Source organism: Helicobacter pylori (assembly GCF_014497725.1).
GTDB lineage: Bacteria > Campylobacterota > Campylobacteria > Campylobacterales > Helicobacteraceae > Helicobacter > Helicobacter pylori_DE.
Window position 1 is genome coordinate 1 of sequence record NZ_JACTGF010000013.1, and the last position, 18,189, is coordinate 18,189.

Annotated in this window: 16 protein-coding genes and 2 pseudogenes; 9 read left to right on the forward strand and 9 right to left on the reverse strand. The window is 39.0% G+C overall.

All coding sequences use genetic code 11. The annotated features are described in order from the left end of the window. Window positions 1–343: 343 nt before the first annotated feature. The 4 genes from H7N69_RS07345 to H7N69_RS07360 all read right to left on the reverse strand — a co-directional run bounded on the left by H7N69_RS07345 (window position 344) and on the right by H7N69_RS07360 (window position 3,163). Window positions 344–769 (reverse strand): hypothetical protein, encoded by a 426-nt coding sequence (locus tag H7N69_RS07345; RefSeq protein WP_015643665.1) that lies wholly within the window; start codon window positions 767–769, stop codon window positions 344–346. Window positions 770–778: 9 nt separating this feature from the next. Beyond that, window positions 779–1,951, reverse strand: a complete 1,173-nt coding sequence (locus H7N69_RS07350; RefSeq protein ID WP_187885270.1) for a hypothetical protein — start codon at window positions 1,949–1,951, stop codon at window positions 779–781. Next, window positions 1,948–2,679, reverse strand: coding sequence for a TIR domain protein (locus H7N69_RS07355; protein WP_187885272.1), 732 nt, complete (start codon window positions 2,677–2,679; stop codon window positions 1,948–1,950). Before H7N69_RS07355 ends, H7N69_RS07350 begins: the two co-directional genes overlap by 4 nt. 223 nt (window positions 2,680–2,902) lie before the next feature. Further along, entirely contained in the window at window positions 2,903–3,163 is a 261-nt protein-coding gene (locus H7N69_RS07360; RefSeq protein ID WP_187885274.1) for a hypothetical protein, read from the reverse strand. Window positions 3,164–3,233: 70 nt separating this feature from the next. Between H7N69_RS07360 and sppA the strand changes: the two genes are divergently transcribed. The 4 genes and pseudogenes from sppA (at window position 3,234) to H7N69_RS08130 (ending at window position 8,226) form a co-directional block, all read left to right on the forward strand. After that, window positions 3,234–4,112, forward strand: coding sequence for a signal peptide peptidase SppA (gene sppA, locus H7N69_RS07365; protein WP_187885276.1), 879 nt, complete (start codon window positions 3,234–3,236; stop codon window positions 4,110–4,112). Window positions 4,113–4,114: 2 nt separating this feature from the next. After that, on the forward strand, window positions 4,115–4,996 hold the full coding sequence (gene purU / locus H7N69_RS07370) for a formyltetrahydrofolate deformylase (protein WP_187885278.1): 882 nt from the start codon (window positions 4,115–4,117) through the stop codon (window positions 4,994–4,996). Continuing rightward, window positions 4,997–7,460, forward strand: a pseudogene (locus H7N69_RS08185) (hypothetical protein). A gap of 442 nt (window positions 7,461–7,902) precedes the next feature. Further along, a complete protein-coding gene (locus H7N69_RS08130) occupies window positions 7,903–8,226 on the forward strand; it encodes a hypothetical protein (protein ID WP_000828399.1) in 324 nt (107 codons plus the stop codon). An 11-nt stretch (window positions 8,227–8,237) separates the two neighbouring features. On the opposite strand, the gene rlmN is transcribed toward H7N69_RS08130, so the two are convergent. From rlmN to rsmA, 4 genes are read right to left on the reverse strand one after another with little or no spacing between them, the layout of a single operon-like run. Continuing rightward, complete coding sequence (gene rlmN / locus H7N69_RS07390) at window positions 8,238–9,311, reverse strand: dual-specificity RNA methyltransferase RlmN (RefSeq protein ID WP_187885284.1); 1,074 nt, start codon at window positions 9,309–9,311, stop codon at window positions 8,238–8,240. Then, on the reverse strand, window positions 9,308–10,297 hold the full coding sequence (locus H7N69_RS07395) for a KpsF/GutQ family sugar-phosphate isomerase (RefSeq protein WP_187885286.1): 990 nt from the start codon (window positions 10,295–10,297) through the stop codon (window positions 9,308–9,310). Before H7N69_RS07395 ends, rlmN begins: the two co-directional genes overlap by 4 nt. Beyond that, complete coding sequence (locus H7N69_RS07400) at window positions 10,281–12,353, reverse strand: ribonuclease J (protein ID WP_187885288.1); 2,073 nt, start codon at window positions 12,351–12,353, stop codon at window positions 10,281–10,283. Before H7N69_RS07400 ends, H7N69_RS07395 begins: the two co-directional genes overlap by 17 nt. Window positions 12,354–12,405: 52 nt before the next feature. Continuing rightward, window positions 12,406–13,221, reverse strand: coding sequence for a 16S rRNA (adenine(1518)-N(6)/adenine(1519)-N(6))-dimethyltransferase RsmA (gene rsmA, locus H7N69_RS07405; RefSeq protein ID WP_000259392.1), 816 nt, complete (start codon window positions 13,219–13,221; stop codon window positions 12,406–12,408). 253 nt (window positions 13,222–13,474) lie between these two features. Here rsmA and hpnL point away from each other — a divergent pair, with 253 nt between their 5' ends. From hpnL to H7N69_RS07975, 3 genes and pseudogenes are all read left to right on the forward strand, one after another. Continuing rightward, complete coding sequence (gene hpnL / locus H7N69_RS07410; RefSeq protein ID WP_187885290.1) at window positions 13,475–13,693, forward strand: nickel-binding protein HpnL; 219 nt, start codon at window positions 13,475–13,477, stop codon at window positions 13,691–13,693. Window positions 13,694–13,964: 271 nt separating this feature from the next. After that, window positions 13,965–14,084 (forward strand): annotated as a pseudogene (locus tag H7N69_RS08190) (hypothetical protein); the annotation flags it as partial. Further along, complete coding sequence (locus H7N69_RS07975) at window positions 14,035–14,232, forward strand: hypothetical protein (RefSeq protein WP_223823940.1); 198 nt, start codon at window positions 14,035–14,037, stop codon at window positions 14,230–14,232. The pseudogene H7N69_RS08190 and the gene H7N69_RS07975, both read left to right, overlap by 50 nt. 177 nt (window positions 14,233–14,409) lie before the next feature. Here the strand turns inward: H7N69_RS07975 and H7N69_RS07420 are convergent, their stop codons facing one another. Beyond that, on the reverse strand, window positions 14,410–15,030 hold the full coding sequence (locus tag H7N69_RS07420; RefSeq protein ID WP_039090423.1) for a hypothetical protein: 621 nt from the start codon (window positions 15,028–15,030) through the stop codon (window positions 14,410–14,412). A gap of 101 nt (window positions 15,031–15,131) precedes the next feature. On the opposite strand from H7N69_RS07420, the gene H7N69_RS07425 reads away from it, so the two are divergent. Together H7N69_RS07425 and ileS are read left to right on the forward strand one after the other, a co-directional pair. Next, a complete protein-coding gene (locus H7N69_RS07425) occupies window positions 15,132–15,389 on the forward strand; it encodes an RNA-binding S4 domain-containing protein (RefSeq protein ID WP_001217152.1) in 258 nt (85 codons plus the stop codon). A gap of 23 nt (window positions 15,390–15,412) precedes the next feature. Then, complete coding sequence (ileS, locus tag H7N69_RS07430; RefSeq protein WP_187885292.1) at window positions 15,413–18,175, forward strand: isoleucine--tRNA ligase; 2,763 nt, start codon at window positions 15,413–15,415, stop codon at window positions 18,173–18,175. Window positions 18,176–18,189: the final 14 nt, after the last annotated feature.

The window sequence follows — 18,189 nt, forward strand, 5'->3', positions numbered from 1 at the left end:
CTCCTTTCTAGAGAAAAGCTTTTAACATTCGCTTGTTAAAAGCCAAGAGTATTACCTGACAAAAGAACTTCTTTTGCTTAGTTTTGAAAGATTGAGCTTATTCTTTCTTTTTTACTTCTTGATTTTTCATTTGATTTTTGATTTTGGTTTGATTGATTTTAATACTTGTTTTTGGTTTTTTCTTGTTTCTTAGATCTTGCTTTTTGTCTAAAGTTTTATTTTATAGTGAAAATCATAAGGGAGTAGGGGTTATTTTGCGATACCCTAAATCCTAAAACGCTTCAAAAGTTATCGTTTGATTGAAGTTAAGTTATTTTATAGCCAACACTCCATTGAAACAGAATCAAAAACAAAAACCATAGCCCACCAAGCAAAGACCTAACACCCAATAAGGGAAAAGGCTAAACGAAAACATGGAGCATAAGAATTGCGCGCACCGGCAAGTTTGATGAGCAGGAAAGACTTCAAATAACCTTTCATCGGTTTTAAGTCTGTTTTCTATGAGCCATTGGTATTGCTCCCTGAATAATTTTTCTTGCATGAGATAATAAGCGTCTAAAAGATAAAAGCATGCCAACAACACCCCTAAAACGCATAACCCATAAAGATGAGAGATCGCCTCTACTTTGAGGGATAAGACACCCACAGCGAGCGCGAGAGTCCATTTTTTGCACTCCAAAGAATTTTGTGCCATTCTGTTGATAATGCCTTGCAAGATTTTAAGCTCTTCTATAAGGATTTTTGCTCTGTCTTTTGGGGTATTTTCCATGTTTAAGGCTTATTTTTTCTCAAAATTAAATTTGTAAGTGCCTTTGTTGGTTTGGAGTTCGGCTTCCAAAAGTTTTGAGCATCTATAAGAGATTACTACAGAATTCCCAAATTTCAATTCTTGTTGCATAGGGATATGTTTATCTTGCAATTCTTTGACTTTTTGTTCTATCCATTGGATCTTATTTGTTGTCTCACTTAAACTAGCTTGGTATTTTTGCAAGTTTTCTGTCAAAGGTTGTAACTCCTTATCTGTTATTACCTTAAGTTTTTCTGGAGCACTGCTCACAATTTCTTTAAAAATAAAGTTGGTTATAGTGGGTAATTTTTCATTTACAGATCTTATAAAGGATGGATTAAATTTGAATCTATCTATTTTGCCATAGCTTGCAATAAGATCTGATGCTATTTTGGAAATTTCTTGGTTATTGATGGAGTCAGCATAGCCTTTTAAGATTTCTAGCTCTAACTTTATCCTTTCATTCAAGTCTACAGAATCACCATCATTGATATCAAGATAATAAGAACACCAACCAAGGTATGTATACTTATCAATCCCTTGTGATCCTTCCAAGCATTGTCCCTCTTTTCTTACAATATCCTTTTTAATTCCGCTCATATTTGCAGTAAATATATTTTTAATATCTTTTTGAAGGTAATAAAAGAACTTGAGTGTATCATTATTAATATAATAAGACGCTTCACTTGAAAGTGATTTTTTGAGATGGTCAAAAATAAAAGTTCTTTGTTGTTGTAATTGTATGTATTGTTTAGAATTTTCATCCAGGGTTTTAAGTTTATTCTCTGTGTTGAAATTCCAACCATAGAATTTTTCAATGGTGTCCAATTCTTTCATTTTGTCTTCAAATTCTTTTAGGGATTGTTGCTTAAGGGCAATTGCTTGTTGGGTTTCGTTTGAGTATTTCTCAAGGCTTTGTTTGGCGTTTTCGGATTTCTCTTTTTCTTGTATGAGCCTTTCTAAACTTACAAGGACTTGTAAGGTGGAATATTCACAATTCCCACGATTAAGATTGAGATTTTCAAGAGTAACGCTATCTACCTTAGAGTTTATTTGCAGTTGGCTTCCATAATCAACCATTTCAACCGGCGATTCACCATTCCCACAGCCCGCTAAATACAACGCCAAACAGCTTGCACCCAATAATTTTTGGTAAGTTTTCATTTTGCATCCTTTGTTATAAGATTAGGAGCGATTTTCTTGCAAAAACTATCAAGAGAGATAGGTTTAAACCTCCTTAATAAGTTTGTGACATCGTAAGAAACGCACATGGCTTTAATGTGTGATTCTTTTAGAGTAGTGCCAGTTATAAAAGTGTTAGCGATCTTTAATTCTTCATAAATCCATGCGGAATAAGTGATTTTTAATAGATCTTGATGGCGTGATAGCCCTTGATTAGGAACGCTGTTCTTGCTTTGTAAAAACACGAAGTAAGGGCATTTTTTGATCATATATTCTAAAGACTCTCTGAGAATGAGCGTGAAAGCGTCTTCAATCCTACTTATATTATCGTATTCTGCCAATTTGTTTAAGACATCGTCTTTATAATCCCAAAAAAGCGAGTCTATAAATACGCATTCTGCATCTAGGTCTTCTTCCAAATAGCCTTTAACCTTTAAAGCCTTATTTTTATCCGCATGCGAATGCGATAGGAACACTTGAGCGTTTTTTAGCTGCGGTTTGAACGGGCTAAAAAAGGCTTCCTGTAACTCTCTATGATTTAAAATAATGTCTTTTCTACTGCCATGTTTTTTAAGAATATTTCTAATTTTTTGGGCAATGCGATCGAGTTCAAAAATGGGCAACATGGAAAAATCATTGCTGTTTCTAGTAAGATTATAGAAAAATAAATCCCCATCTATATTATCTGCATCAATGATATAAGTTTTCAAATATTTTTGCCTTTTATTTAAGTTCCCTTTAAAATCCTTTGATTATAGTAGACTTAGACTTAGACTTAGACTTAGACTTAGCTTAAGAGTGCTTGAATTTTGGGGTGTCGGGGGGTGTTAGAATAGCTAAAAATCACCGCTAAAAAAGCCTTTTTGCAAACAAAAAGGGCGTTAAAACTTACAAGTAGCATGACCCTAAAAGCGCAAAAACAACAAAAACAATCTAAAAAACCTCTTCGCATGCTTTTTTGTCTTTATGGAGTAAGCATGCTTTTTGCAACTTTATGAAGCGTTTTTTCCTTTCTTCTTCGGTCATATTGTTAGGCTTTTCAATAGGGTGTGGAAGAGGGCGTGAAAGCTTTGAAGTGGGGGTATTGAATTGGGGTGCATACCCTAGCTTATTAACTGAATAAAAGCCTAAAGCGGCGATTAAAATAAAAATCCAATCTGTTTTTCTGATCTTAGGGCAAAATTTACACGCCATGATTTAATCCTTAAAACATTTGAAGTATAATACACTCTTATGGTCAAATATTAAGTTTAGGAAAAGTTGCATGTGGAGTTTCATTCAAAAAATCTTTAAGGCTTTAGTGATTATGCCTTTAGATTTTATCACGAAGTATTTCAAGTCGTTTGTGCTGTTACTCATTGTATTAGTCTTTTTCAGCACTAAAGAAAGCGCGCCAAGCGCCCCGCCCAATCTCGCTAAACTCTATTTAAATGGGGCGATTTTTAGCACCGAGGATTTTGACAAAGAAGTGGATAAAATCCTAAAAACCCCTAGCATTAAGGGCGTTTTATTGTTGATTGACTCTCCTGGTGGGGCGGTGTCAGCGAGCGTGGAATTGAGCGAAAAAATCGCTGATTTGAAGCAAAAAATGCCCGTTTTAGCGTATGCTAGGGGGGTTATGGCGAGCGGGAGTTATTATGCGGGCATGCAAGCGAGCGAAGTTTATGCCTCTAAAGCGAGTTTGATAGGATCCATTGGGGTGATTTTTTCTAGCGCGAATGTGGAAAATTTGCTCAATAAAGTCGGCGTAGCCACTCAAGGCGTGCATGCGGGCGAATATAAAGAAATAGGCACTTTCACCAGAGCATGGAAACCCAACGAAAAAGAATTTTTGCAAAATTTAGTCAATGAGCAATACCAAATGTTTGTGGATGATGTCGCAAAAGCCAGGAAATTAAACGCTAAGGATTATAAGGATTTTGCTGAAGGGAAGGTCTTTAGCGCTCAAAACGCTCTAAAATTAAAACTCATTGATAAAATCAGCACGATTAAGCAAGCACAAGATCGTTTAATGGAATTGAGTAAGGTTAAAAAAGCTTATTGGCTAGAAAAAAGCCCTATGGAGCGCTTCATTGAAAAAGCCACACAATCAGCGAGTAATATCATCACGCAAGCCTTTGGCTACCAATTATTAATGAGATAAAGATGTTAGAATTTATTTTAAAAATTCAAGCTAGAGACTCTAAAGGCTTGGTGAGTGCCATTAGCACCACGATCGCTAACAAGGGCTATAACATCGTCAAAAACGATGAATTTGTTGATCCCTTAAAGCAGCACTTTTTCATGCGGCTAAAAATCCAAAAAGAAATGAAGCCCTTGAATACTGAAGTTAAAGAACAAGAAGAGCGATCCTTAAAAACCGCTCTTTTTAAAGCCTTAGAAAACTTTAACGAACTATTGATTGAAGTCATTTTAACGCATAAAAAAAACATCATTTTACTCGCTACTAAAGAGAGCCATTGCTTGGGGGATTTGCTTTTAAGGGTGTATGGGGGGGAATTGAACGCTCAAATTTTAGGCGTTATTTCTAATCACGAGATTTTACGCCCTTTAGTGGAAAAATTTGACATCCCTTATTTTTACGCGCCTTGTATTGATCAAATTTTGCATGAAAAAGAAGTTTTAGCGATCATCAAAGACCTGGAATTAAAACACAAAGTCAGTGCGGATCTGCTCGTTTTAGCCAAATACATGCGCATTTTAAGCCATGATTTTACGAAGCGCTATGAAAACCAGATTCTAAATATCCATCATAGTTTCTTGCCCGCATTCATTGGGGCTAACCCTTACCAGCAAGCGTTTGAAAGGGGCGTAAAAGTCATCGGGGCCACGGCGCATTTTGTGAATGAAAGCCTTGATGCAGGGCCAATTATCATACAAGACACTCTGCCCATTAACCACAATTACAGCGTGGAAAAAATGCGCCTAGCGGGTAAGGATATAGAAAAACTGGTTTTGGCTAGGGCTTTAAAACTCGTTTTAGAAGACAGAGTCTTTGTGCATGAAAACAAAACGGTGGTGTTTTGAATGCCTTTAGATTTCAGCAACCTCAATGAAGAACCCTTAAAAAACCAAATCAAAGCCGAGTTTTTTAAGGATAAAAAATTCCTTTATAGTGGGGATAAGATAGATTTCATGCTAAGCTATCAGCACACTAATGCCACCTTACCCATTTTATGGGGTGAAGCTAAAAGGGGCGATTTTGACGATTTGGACAAAGCCTTCACGCAACTGCTTTTAACCATAGGCAAGCACAAGCTCTATACCCACCACACGCCACCCTATTTGTGCGCTTTTAACGCTTTTAAAATGGAATTTATCGCCTTTAATGACACGATCACAAGCTTTTTTTATAAAAGCGATATAGATTTTTCTATCACCCCAAGCAACCACAACACAGAGGGTTTTAAACACGCTTTAGACGCGTTTAAAGCCATGTGTAAACCCCATAAATCGGTTTTTGACTTTAAAACCCAAAGCCAAGAATGCAAAGAATTTATTGAAAATAATTTAAACTCTAGCCATCTACTCAACAAAATCCAAATTGACAAAAACAATTTCTTTACGATCTATCAAAAGTGGCTTGAAATTGTCAAACCCACCATTGACATAAATTGGGAGGTGGCTAAAACTAAAGACATTTTAGACGCAGACTATTATTTAGCGGATTTGCTTAGCGATGGCGATAAAACCATTATTGAGAAATTGCACACGATTTTAAGATCGAGCCATTATAAATTGAATAGGGGTGTGAATGAATTAGGCAAAATGGATTTTATGGAAGTTGGTTTCACAGACAGCCAACAAGCCCATCAAGAATTTTGGAGCGTTTATGAACGACCGCCTAAAAGAGAATTTCAAGCCTCTATTTTAGAGCGGCGCGACTTGTTAGTGCCAAGCGATGTGAGGGAAAGGAAAGGGGCGTATTTTACCCCTAAAATCTGGGTAGAAAAAAGCCAAGAATATTTAGCTAAAGCTTTGGGGCAAGATTATCAAGACGATTATATCATTTGGGATTGCGCTGGAGGGACTGGGAATTTGCTCAGGGGCTTATTGAATAAGGCGAATTTGTATCTGTCCACTTTGGATAGCAATGATGTAGCGATCGTTAAAGATCTAGCTAGTAAAAACCACCTAAAGCTGCTAGAAAACCATGTTTTCCAATTTGATTTTTTAAACGATGATTTTTTCAGCGATAAGTTGCCAAAAAGCTTGCAAGAAATCTTAAACGACAAAGAGAAACGAAAAAAGCTCATCATTTACATCAACCCACCGTATGCGGAAGCGACTTCGGCTAAAACGCCTAGCGGCACAGGCAAACACAAAGCCAAAGTCGCAAGAAACAATAAGGTTTATGAAACTTATAAAGATCTTTTAGGGTCTGGGGCTAACGAACTTTTCGCCCAATTTTTCATGCGCATTTACAAGGAGTTGAATGGCTCTATCATGGCGAGTTTTTCAACGCTCAAATACCTTAACTCCAGCAATTTTAAAAAATTCAGAGAAGTTTTTAAGGCGAAGTTTTTAAAAGGGTTTATGGTGCCAGCGGACAGCTTTGATAATGTGAAAGGGCAATTCCCTATTGGCTTTTTGGTGTGGGATACCGCTACCCCCCCCCCTTAAAACCAAGCAACGCTTTAGTTTAGAAGTGTTTGACTCCTTTGGCGGATTTTTGGGGTATAAACACTTTTTTGCAGATGATGAAAATCTTAAACCTATTATCCATTTTTTACGCCCATTTTATGATAAGAAAAATGAAGTTTTAGGTTGTATGCGTTTAGTTGGCTCAGATTTTCAGAGTAATGCAAATATTTTTTATAATCAATATCTAAATGATAATGATATTAAAAAACACATGTATACACAAATTACAACTTCTAACATATTAGAATGTGCGATTTATTTCTCTGTCCGCCATTGTATCAAAGCCACATGGCAAAACGATAGGGATCAATTCTACGCCCCCTATGACGATGCGTTCCAAGACGACAGCGAATTTAAAAACAATTGTTTGATTTTCATGCTTTTTCACACCCAAAACCGCATCACTACCACTCAAGGGACTAACCATTTTATCCCCTTTAACGAAGATGAAGTCAATGCCAAAGAAAGATATTCTAGTCACGCTTTATTAGACTTTTTAAAAGGTGGGATAAAAGAGGGAAGCGATAGCCTTTTTTTAAACGACAAAAAAGAAAACAAGCCCCTAGAATTCAGCCCGAGTGCTTCAAAGGTGTTTGACGCTGGCAAAGAGATCTATCGCTATTACCACACACGAGATTTCACCCACACCCCCTATAACGCTAACGCAAGCCTTTATGACATCAAGGAATTTTTTCAAGGCCGTAACGCACAAGGCAGATTAAATTCACCCGCTAAAGCTAAAGATGAATATTACAAACAGCTTTACGCTAACTTGCAAGACGCCCTAAAGGATCTCGCCAAAGAAATACAGCCTAAAGTCTATGAATACGGGTTTTTAAGGGAGTAGTTTTTAAGACAAATAATCAAAGAGCTAAAGCAAGCGGTATTTTTTAAAAGCACTCTATAAGGGGATTTAGTTTTGTAGGGAGGAGAATTATTGCTACTCTCTTAAGAAAATGCGTTTTACAATAAAATAAAACGCCCCAAAAGTTAAAGGCAAACCCGCTTTTTAAAGGAAACCCCTAAGCTTTTAAACTCAGGGGAACTTTGGCTAACACATTACTTTTCTATGGAAAAGACCACTTTAAACCCCTTAAAAGAGATTTTAATGTATAATACTAGCCAAGAGTTTTTATCATGTTTGACTCGCATGATAAATCCTTTCAAGGTAGTTTGCCCCATAATGCGAACTTATGGGGCGTGATAAAATCCTACAACAAACCCCCTTAAAACTTCTCATTTTACAAACGCTAAAATAAGATTAAAAAATTGAATGAAAATATAGAAAAATGAAACGCCCCAAAAGTCAAGGGCAAACCCGCTTTTTAAAGGAAACCCCTAAGCTTTTAAACTCAGGGGAACTTTGGCTAATACATTACTTTTCTATAGAAAAGACCACTTTAAACCCCTTAAAAGAGATTTTAATGTATAATACTAACCAAGAGTTTTTATCATGCTTTCTTTTCATGATAAACCCTTTTAACCGTGATTTGCCCCATAATGCAACTATGGGGCGTGATGAAATCCTACAACAAACCCCCTTAAAAACACCCCTTGAATGGTGCCAAACACGCATGGCAAATGGCCTAAAGTCTATGAATACGGGTTTTTAAGGGAGTGTTTTTTAAATTTTCTGCTGGAGCTTTTTCTCCCTCAATTGCCCGCAAGCCGCTTCAATATCCAAGGCTTTGGATTCTCTAATGGTGCATAATAAGCCTTTGGAGTTTAAAAAATCCGCAAACATTCTAGCGCTCTCTAAGCTAGGGCGTTCAAACTTAGAGCCTTCATGCGGGTTGAATAAGATCAAATTCACTTTGGATTTAATGCCGTTTAAAAGTTTTAAAAGTTTTTTAGCGCAATCCAGGCCATCGTTTAAATCTTTGATCAAAAGGTATTCAAACATCACTCTTTTGCGCTGCTCTAAAGGCCATTTCCTCACTTCATTCAAAACGCATTCAATGTTGTATTTTTTATTCAAGGGCATTAAAGATGAGCGCGTTTTGTCATCTACGGCGTGTAAGGATATGGCTAATTGCACGCCTAAATTTTTGCCCGCTAAAATAGGGATTTTATCGGCCACGCCACTCGTGGAAATGGTGATTCTTTTAGGCGAAATTTGCATGCCGGTATTGAAAATCTCAACCGCTTTACACACCTCATCTAAATTGTTCAAAGGTTCGCCCATTCCCATAAAAACAATGTTGAGTGCTTTTTCAATGGGGAGGTTGTTGTCTTCTTTAATGAGTAGGGCTTGCTGGATAATTTCGCTCGCTTTTAAGTTCCTTACAAAACCGCCTTTTTGAGTGAAACAAAACGAGCAACCCACTTGACAGCCGATTTGACAAGACACGCACACGGTGTATTTTTCCCCCTCTAAAATAGCGTTTGTCTCTTCATCAATCTTTTTATCTTTCATTTTCAAAAACACCGCTTCAAAAGTGTGGTTGTCTCTTAAAGATTTAAAAAGGTATTTTTTAGAGCCATCAACGCTCTCCCTCACATGCGTGATTTCTATCGTGCGCAAAGTAAATTCTCGCTCCAAATAAGCGATAAAATCTTTTGAAAAATTATTTTGCATGTCTTTAAAGCTTGTTTTATACTTCGCATAGAGCCACAAATAAAGCTGTTTAGCCCTAAAGCTTGGTTTTAAAAGCTGGCCCAATTCCTTTAGAGTGAAATCATAAATGCTCGCTTTCATGCTTTAAGCCCTAATTCTAAAAGTTGGTGCAAGTGCAAGACCCCTAAAACCTTATTGCAATCATCTACGCACACCAAAAGCTGAATCTTATGGCGTTCTAAAAATTCTAACGCCTCTAAAAGAAGGGCGTCTAAATTCTTAAAGCTTTTAGGTTTTAAAGTGGCAAAATGCCTCACTTCGCTCTCCAAGCTAACCCCTTTTAATAACGCCCTACGGACATCGCCATCGCTCAACACCCCCACAAGCTCGTTAGCCTCATTGACTAAAATCGCACTGCCTAGGCGTTTTTCACTCATTTCTATGAGTGCGTCTTTAAAACTTGTATTAGGAGCGATTAGGGGGAGGTTCGTGGTTTGCAACAAGTCTTTAACCTTGACAAAAAGCTTTTTGCCTAAAAGCCCGCCCGGATGAAAGGAAGCAAAATCTTCTTGGCTAAAATTTTTCGCTCGCATCAAGCATGCCATTAAAACATCGCCTAAGGCTAGAGTTAGGGTAGTAGAAGTCGTTGGAGCAGTGTTAATCGGGCAAGCTTCTTTTTTAATTTTCAAGCTCAAATAATAATCGCCAAGTTTAGAGAGCGAGCTATTAGGGCTTTTAGTGAAAGTGATGATTTTATGGCTCAAGCGTTTTAAATGGCTCACTAGATTCAATAGTTCTAAAGATTCGCCCCCATAGCTAATCATTAAAACCACATCGTTTTTTTCAACCATGCCCAAATCCCCATGCATGGCTTCTGTAGGGTGTAAAAACGCGCTCCTGTTACCGGTGCTTAGCATAGAAGCCGTGATTTTTTGCGCCACTAAAGCGCTCTTGCCCACGCCCACTATCACAAGCTTACCCCCTTTTTCTTGGCTTTTTAAAATGAGCTTGACAATCGCTTCTAAATCGTTAGGTTCTTGGAATTGCTTAACGCTTTCTAAAAGCGCGCTCGCTTCATCTTTTAAGACTTGCGCGGCGATAGCGTTGTAGTCAGGTAGCATGGACATGACAAATGATAGCCGGGTATTTTCTAAACTTTTTAAAGAGCGCTTTTCTGATGAAATTACGAGTGTGATCTTCTAATTTTTTAGGGTTATTCAAAATTTCGGCGTTGCTGGATTTTAATAACACCTCTAAGCCCCCTTGAATTTCTTTCATCAAAGGCTTTTCATCTTTGAAACCCACAAGCCCTAAACTGGAAAACTGAGAGCTTTCTAAAAGCGCTTGCTTGTTTTTATTCACAAAAATCGTAGCCACAAACACCCCCAAGCTAGCGACTTCTTCTCTTTGTTGCACAATACTTGTGTCAATACTCAAATTGCTTTGGTTATCCACATAGCTTTTCCCGCTTTTAATCGTGCCGATTTTTTTGATGAACGCAGGGCCGACTTCCACCTGATCGCCATCTTCCATTAAATAGATATTTTTTTCAGGCACCCCGCAAGAAATAGCGGTTTGCTTGTGGCGCGCGACATGGTTATATTCCCCATGCACGGGCAAGAAAAACTTAGGCTTAATGAGTCTTAACATGAGCTTTTGCTCTTCTTGGGCGGCATGCCCGCTCACATGGATATTGTCAAATTCTTGATAAGCCACTTTGGCTTCTTTTTTGATCAAGAAATTCAACACCGCTGAAACGCTCGCTTCATTGCCAGGAATGGCTTTAGCGGAGATGATGACTAAATCGTTGGATTTGATAGAAATGTGGCGGTGCTCATCAGTCGCCATGCGATAAAGCGCACTCATGGTTTCGCCTTGTGAGCCGGTCGTTACGATTAAGACTTCATTATCCGGGTATTTAGCGACTTCATTGGCCTCAATAAAAGATTGATAAGGCAAATGGATATAGCCTAATTCTCTGGCGATGTCTAGGTTTTTTTCCATAGAGCGCCCGATCACAGCGATCTTGCGGTTGTATTTAATGCCGTATTGGATGGCTTGATAGACTCGGTGGATATTGCTAGAGAAGGTGCTCATAATCACCCTCCCTTGCGCTTCTTTAAAAAGCGTGTCAAAAGCCGGCGCTATGGTGCTTTCACTCGGCGTGGTCCCGGATTTATGGGAGTTAGTGGAATCGCTTAAAAGAAGCATCACGCCCTTTTCGCCATAGTGCGCTAAACGATACAAATCCGTGGGCAAATTATCCACTGGAGTGTGATCGATTTTAAAATCGCCGGTGTGGATGATCGTTCCCGCTTTAGTTTGGATCGCCAAAGCGCTGCTGTCAATGATAGAATGCGTGATGTGGATCCATTCAATGATAAATTCGCCCACGCTAATGGGGCAACGCTTTTCTACGATTTTAAAATACGAGCGGTATTTTTTCAAACCATGCTCGTCAAACTTGCTCCCGATCAACCCCAAACTCAAGGGCGTGCCATAAAGGGGGAATTGCAGCTCTTTAAACAAATAAGGCGTGGCCCCTATGTGATCTTCATGGGCATGGGTGATGATAATGCCAGCGATTTTGTCCTTGATTTGGTGCAAGTAGGAAAAATCCGGGATTAAAATATCCACGCCAAAAAGCCCTTCTTTAGGGAAGCTCATGCCCGCATCAATCACGATCGCGCTTTTTGGGGTTTCAATGACCATCATGTTCCCCCCAATCTCGCCCAAGCCCCCTAAAGGCGTGATTTTAACGCTCGCTTTAGAGTTTAAATTCATCTTATAATGCGGGTTTAAATGCTCCACTTGGATCTTGTTATTCGCTTCAACGCCCTTTTTTAACTCCTTATGAAAGCCTAAAGTCCCTCTCTCATTCACATGCAAAATTTCCGTAACGCCCTCTACTTTGTTGTTATCCAACTCTTCTTTGGCGTAATTTCGTGTTTTGGCATGTTTTTGTTTGTGGTGGTTGTTTGGTTTTTTGTTGGGGCGATGCTCTTTTTTATGGTGCGAGGGCGTTTCATGGTTTGAAGACTCTGCGTTTTTTTGCGCGTTTTCTCTGAAACGCTTTTTGCGGTTGGTGAATCGCTCAAACGCTCCGGCTCGCGCCTCATGGTGATCTTTTGAGTTTTCACTGCTGTTTTCATGGTTTTCATTATTTTGGTTGTTATTAGTCATAACGATTATTCCTTTATTTCAATTTTTATCTTTCAATTTTTAAAAAGGCGTGCTAGCCTTTTAAAACGGATTTTAAGAGCTTGAGATAATCTTTTACCTCAGACGCTCTCACGCTTGTTGGTTGGTTTTCTAACGCTAAAAAATCTAACACCTTATCAAGCTTTTCTTTATAAGAAACGCTTTTTTTAAGATTGTTTGAAAGCGTCTTCCTAGGAGATGAGAAACAAGCTTTCAAAAAATCTTCTAATGTTTCAAACCCTTTTTGTAGGGCTTCTTCAAAAAATGGCGCTTGGGCTAATGAAGCCAACGCCTTTTCTTTCAGCGGCTCTTTGATCACTTCAAACACGCTAGAAAACACCTTTGGAGGCGGACTAAACGCGCTAGGCGGCACATCAAACAAAAGGGTAGTATTCCCTATTGTGTGAGCCAAAACGCTCAAAGCGTTCTGTGAATCTTTAGCACAAAATTTGAGCGCCACTTCCTTTTGCGTCATCACCAATAAACCCCTGCATTTAGGGTCTTTGAGCGCGTTTAAAACAAGCCTGGTAGCGATATAATAAGGCAAATTAGAAATCAAAAAATAAGGCTCTTCTTCTTTTAAAAAAAGAGCGTCTTTTTCTACCAATTCCAATTGAAAAGGCTTTTTTTCTGCCCTTAACCTCGCTCGCATTTTCTCGCACAAATGGCTATCTATCTCATAAGTCTTTAAAGGATAGCGATCCAACAACTTGAGAGTCAAATCCCCTAGCCCCACGCCGATTTCAATCAATCTTAACGGGTTTAAAGGGGGCAAAGCACCAACAATCCTGTCTAAAAACGACTCGTCCGTTAAAAAATGCTGTCCTAAAGACTTTTTAGCTACTACCATAAGAAGCGCTTCTAAAATTCCTCATATTATACCTTAAAAAGGGGATTTGTCTTTCCTTTTTAATGCAACTTCTTTAATTATAGCTTTTTTCATTCAAAGATGTTGGTAGTTTTGACAACAGGAGCGCTTGAATCGGCGCTCGTGTTAAAAATTAGTATTAAAATCTTTTTCGTTAATAATTGGTTAGATTTTGCATTATAGAATGAAATCCTAGCTAGTGAGCTAGAATTAAATTTCAATTAAAGGAGTCATCATGGCACACCATGAACAACAACACCAAGTGCAACAACAGCAACAACAACAGGCTAACAGCCAACACCACCACCATCACCATCACCATGCGCACCACCACCATTATTATGGTGGCGAACACCACCATCATAACGCGCAACAACACGCCGAACAACAAGCAGAGCAACACGCGCAACAACAACAACAACAAAAAGCACAACAACAAAACCAACAATATTGATTGGGGCGTTTATGGGGCGGCCTTAGGGCTGCTTTTTGGCTTTTTAACTTTCTCTTTTAATTTAGTTTTCTTTCAAAATCAAAAATTTTAATGGCAATGGATCTAGTATTCACTACCAAGCGTTGTTTGCTTTAACCCTCTTTTTTCAAGTAGCAAAAATTTAAAAATTAGCGTCAAAATTTCTTCCATTAACAATTGATTAGATTTTATACTGTAAAATAAAATCCTAGCCAGTGAGCTAGAATTTAAATTTTTAATCAAAGGAGTCATCATGGCACACCATGAAGAACAACACGGCGGGCACCACCACCATCACCACCACACACACCACCACCACTATCATGGCGGTGAACACCACCATCACCACCACAGCTCTCATCATGAAGAAGGTTGTTGCAGCACTAGCGATAGTCATCATCAAGAAGAAGGTTGCTGCCACGGGCATCACGAGTAATATCGGTGTGGCTAGGGGCAACTTGACTAGGGTTGTCTCTGGCTTTGACTTTAAAATACGATCATTCAATCCTAGCCCATTCTAATCAAACCCATTAAATCCAATCAAACCACCGCAACGCACTTGATTTTTATTTTTACAAACGCTCATTAATGTTAAAAATACTCACCAATGCCTATAAAAAGTAATTTTTTATCCAATAATATTGTTAAGACTTTTTAATATTTTAATACCAACGCTCCATAAAACAAAGCCTTGCGTTTTATCGTTCCAACCCCCATGCGTCTTTAAAAGAAGCGTTTTTAAGCTTTAGATTCAAGCTCCCCTCAATCCATTGAGTATTAGCCCCCTTTTCGTTGTTGTCAAATAAAAACACCCCTAAAAAGCCTCTAGAGGTTTTAATCAAGCTCAATTCCACGCTAGGAAGAATGATTGTGCTGTCAGGTTTGACTTCAAAGGCTAGGAAAAAGGGGCGGTTGTTTTTGAAATCGTAGCCATTTTTGGTGTATGAATAGCCAGGGGCACTCTGCAAGATACCTTTTTGAGTTTCCACGCTAAAAGAATCCAAGTAATAAAACCCAGGCTCTAGCTTGAACGATTGGACTTTGGCTAAAGCGTAGCGGTTTTTCCATAAGAGCATGAAACGATTGCTCCCTAGCATGAATAAAGGCCCCCTAGGGTCTTTGAGCTTTGCTTTGGGGTTTTCTTTAAGCGTTTCATTGTGTTTGGCGACAACTCCTCTATCCACTTTACGCCAATAAGTGCGCACGCTTTGGCCTTGATGCGCGATATACATATTCACCAAACCAGAATGATGGCCTTTAGGGGGCAAACAAGAGGCTAATAAAAAAGCCAATAACAAACTCACAATTTGAAACTTCAAACAAATTCCTTAAAAAGAGTGGTGGCTGAATGCTAACATGCTAAAACTAAAACCCTAATAAGTTATGGATAAAAACTTAAAGAATAGGGTAAAATAAACGCATGCGAATAGACAAATTTTTACAATCAGTGGGTTTAGTGAAGCGGCGCGTTTTAGCGACAGATATGTGCAATGTAGGGGCGGTGTGGCTCAATGGGAGTTGCGCTAAGGCCAGTAAAGAAGTGAAAGCGGGCGATGCGATTAGTTTGCACTATTTAAAGGGGATAGAAGAATACACGATTTTACAAATCCCCACTTTAAAAAATGTGCCGCGAAAAGACACGCACCTTTATATCGCTCCTAAAACAAAAGAATCATAAGATAAAAGACCAAGGATCAATTAGTGAAAGAATACAAAGACACCTTAAACTTAAACGAAACCACCTTTTCTATGAAAGGGAATTTGAGCGTCAATGAGCCTAAAACTTACGCCAAATGGCAAGAGCAGCAAGCGTTCAAACGCATGCAAAATAGGAAAGATAACCATGGGGATTTCACTTTGCATGACGGGCCGCCTTATGCGAACGGGCATTTGCATTTAGGGCATGCCTTAAATAAGATTTTAAAAGACATTGTCGTTAAAAGGGAATATTTTAAAGGGAATAAAATTTATTACACGCCCGGTTGGGATTGCCATGGCTTGCCCATTGAGCAGCAAATTTTAGAGCGATTAGAAAAAGAAAAAACGAGCCTAGAAAACCCCACGCTGTTTAGAGAAAAGTGCCGAGATCATGCGAAAAAATTTTTAGAAATCCAAAAGAATGAATTTTTGCAATTAGGCGTTTTGGGGGATTTTGAAGATCCTTATAAAACCATGGATTTTAAATTTGAAGCGAGCATTTATAGGGCTTTAGTGGGAGTGGCTAAAAAAGGGCTTTTGAAAGAGCGCCACAAGCCTATTTATTGGAGTTATGCATGCGAGAGCGCTTTAGCGGAAGCTGAAGTGGAATACAAGATGAAAAAATCGCCCTCCATTTTCGTGGCGTTTGGTTTGAAAAAGGAGAGTTTAGAAAAATTAAAAGTCAAAAAAGCGAGCCTAGTGATTTGGACGACCACGCCTTGGACTTTGTATGCGAATGAAGCGATCGCTTTGAAAAAAGACGCCCTTTATGCGCTCACCCAAAAAGGCTATTTAGTCGCTAAAGCCTTGCATGAAAAATTAGCCGCTTTAGGGGTGGTGGATAGCAAGATCACGCATGAATTCAATGCCAATGATTTAGAATACTTGAAAGCGGTCAATCCTTTAAACCAAAGAGATTCCCTAATCGCTCTAGGAGAGCATGTCGGTTTAGAAGATGGCACAGGAGCCGTGCATACCGCACCCGGGCATGGTGAAGAGGACTATTATTTAGGCTTAAGATATAATTTAGAAGTGTTAATGTCTGTAGATGAAAAGGGTTGCTATGATGAGGGCATTATCCATAATCAATTATTAGATGAAAGTTATCTGGGCGAGCATGTTTTTAAGGCTCAAAAACGCATTATAGAGCAATTGGGCGATTCTTTATTGCTAGAGCAAGAGATTGAGCATTCCTACCCGCATTGCTGGAGGACGCACAAGCCTGTGATTTACAGAGCGACCACGCAATGGTTTATTTTAATGGATGAGCCTTTCATTCAAAATGATGGCTCTCAAAAAACCTTAAGAGAAGTGGCTTTGAATGCGATTGAAAAGGTGGAATTTGTGCCAAGCAGCGGGAAAAACCGCCTAAAAACCATGATAGAAAACCGCCCTGATTGGTGCTTGAGCCGGCAAAGAAAATGGGGCGTGCCATTGGCCTTTTTCATAGACAAACGCACCAGTAAGCCTTGTTTTGAAAGCGAAGTTTTAGAGCATGTGGCGAATCTTTTTGAGAAAAAAGGCTGTGATGTGTGGTGGGAGTCTAGCGTGAAAGATTTATTACCCCCTAGCTATCGAGAGGACGCCACGCATTACGAAAAAGTCATGCACATTTTAGACGTGTGGTTTGATAGCGGTAGTACCTTTAAGGCGGTTTTAGAAGACTACCATGGAGAAAAAGGGCAAAGCCCTAGCGATGTGGTTTTAGAAGGGAGCGATCAGCATAGGGGGTGGTTTCAAAGCTCGCTTTTAATCGGTTGTGTTTTAAACAACCAAGCCCCTTTTAAAAAGGTCATTACGCATGGATTTATCGTAGATGAAAAGGGCGAGAAAATGAGCAAATCTAAGGGCAATGTGGTGTCTTTGGACAACTTACTCAAAAAGCATGGGAGCGATGTGGTGCGTTTGTGGGTAGCGTTTAATGACTATCAAAACGATTTGAGGGTCTCTCAAACCTTCTTCATTCAAACAGAACAGCATTATAAAAAATTCCGCAACACCTTGAAATTCTTACTCGCCAATTTTAGCGATATGGATCTCAAGAATTTAGAACGCTCCCATGACTTTAGCCCTTTAGATCATTTTATATTAGAGGCTTTAGAAACAACAAGCGCTGGAGTCAATAGCGCGTTTGAAGAGCATGATTTTGTGAAGGGCTTGAATATTTTAATGGCGTTTGTTGCCAATGAATTGAGCGGGATTTATTTAGACGCTTGTAAGGATAGCTTGTATTGCGATAGCAAAAATAATGAAAAACGCCAAGCCATTCAAATGGTCTTACTCGCTGTAGCTAGTCAATTGTGCTACTTTTTAGCCCCGATTTTAACGCACACGATTGAAGAGGTTTTAGAGCATAGTCAGGTGCTGTGCGCGTTTTTACAAGCCAAAGATGTGTTTGATTTGAAAGGCATTAGCGTTTTAGAAAAACTCCGCCTTAAAGAGTTTAAAAAACCAGAAAATTTTGAAGCCGTTTTAGCCTTGCGTTCTGCCTTTAATGAAGAGTTAGACCGATTGAAAAAAGAAGGCGTGGTTAAAAATTCGTTGGAGTGCGCTATTGAAGTAAAAGAAAAAGCGTTGCGTGAAAATTTAGTAGAAGAATTGCTGATGGTAAGCTTTGTAGGGGTTGCAAAAGAAAAATTGAGCGAAACGCCAGCATTCACGCTCTTTAAAGCCCCCTTTTATAAATGCCCTAGGTGTTGGCGTTTCAAAAGCGAGCTAGAAAACACCCCTTGCAAGCGTTGCGAACAGGTTTTAAAAGAGCGATGATAAAAGGATAGGGC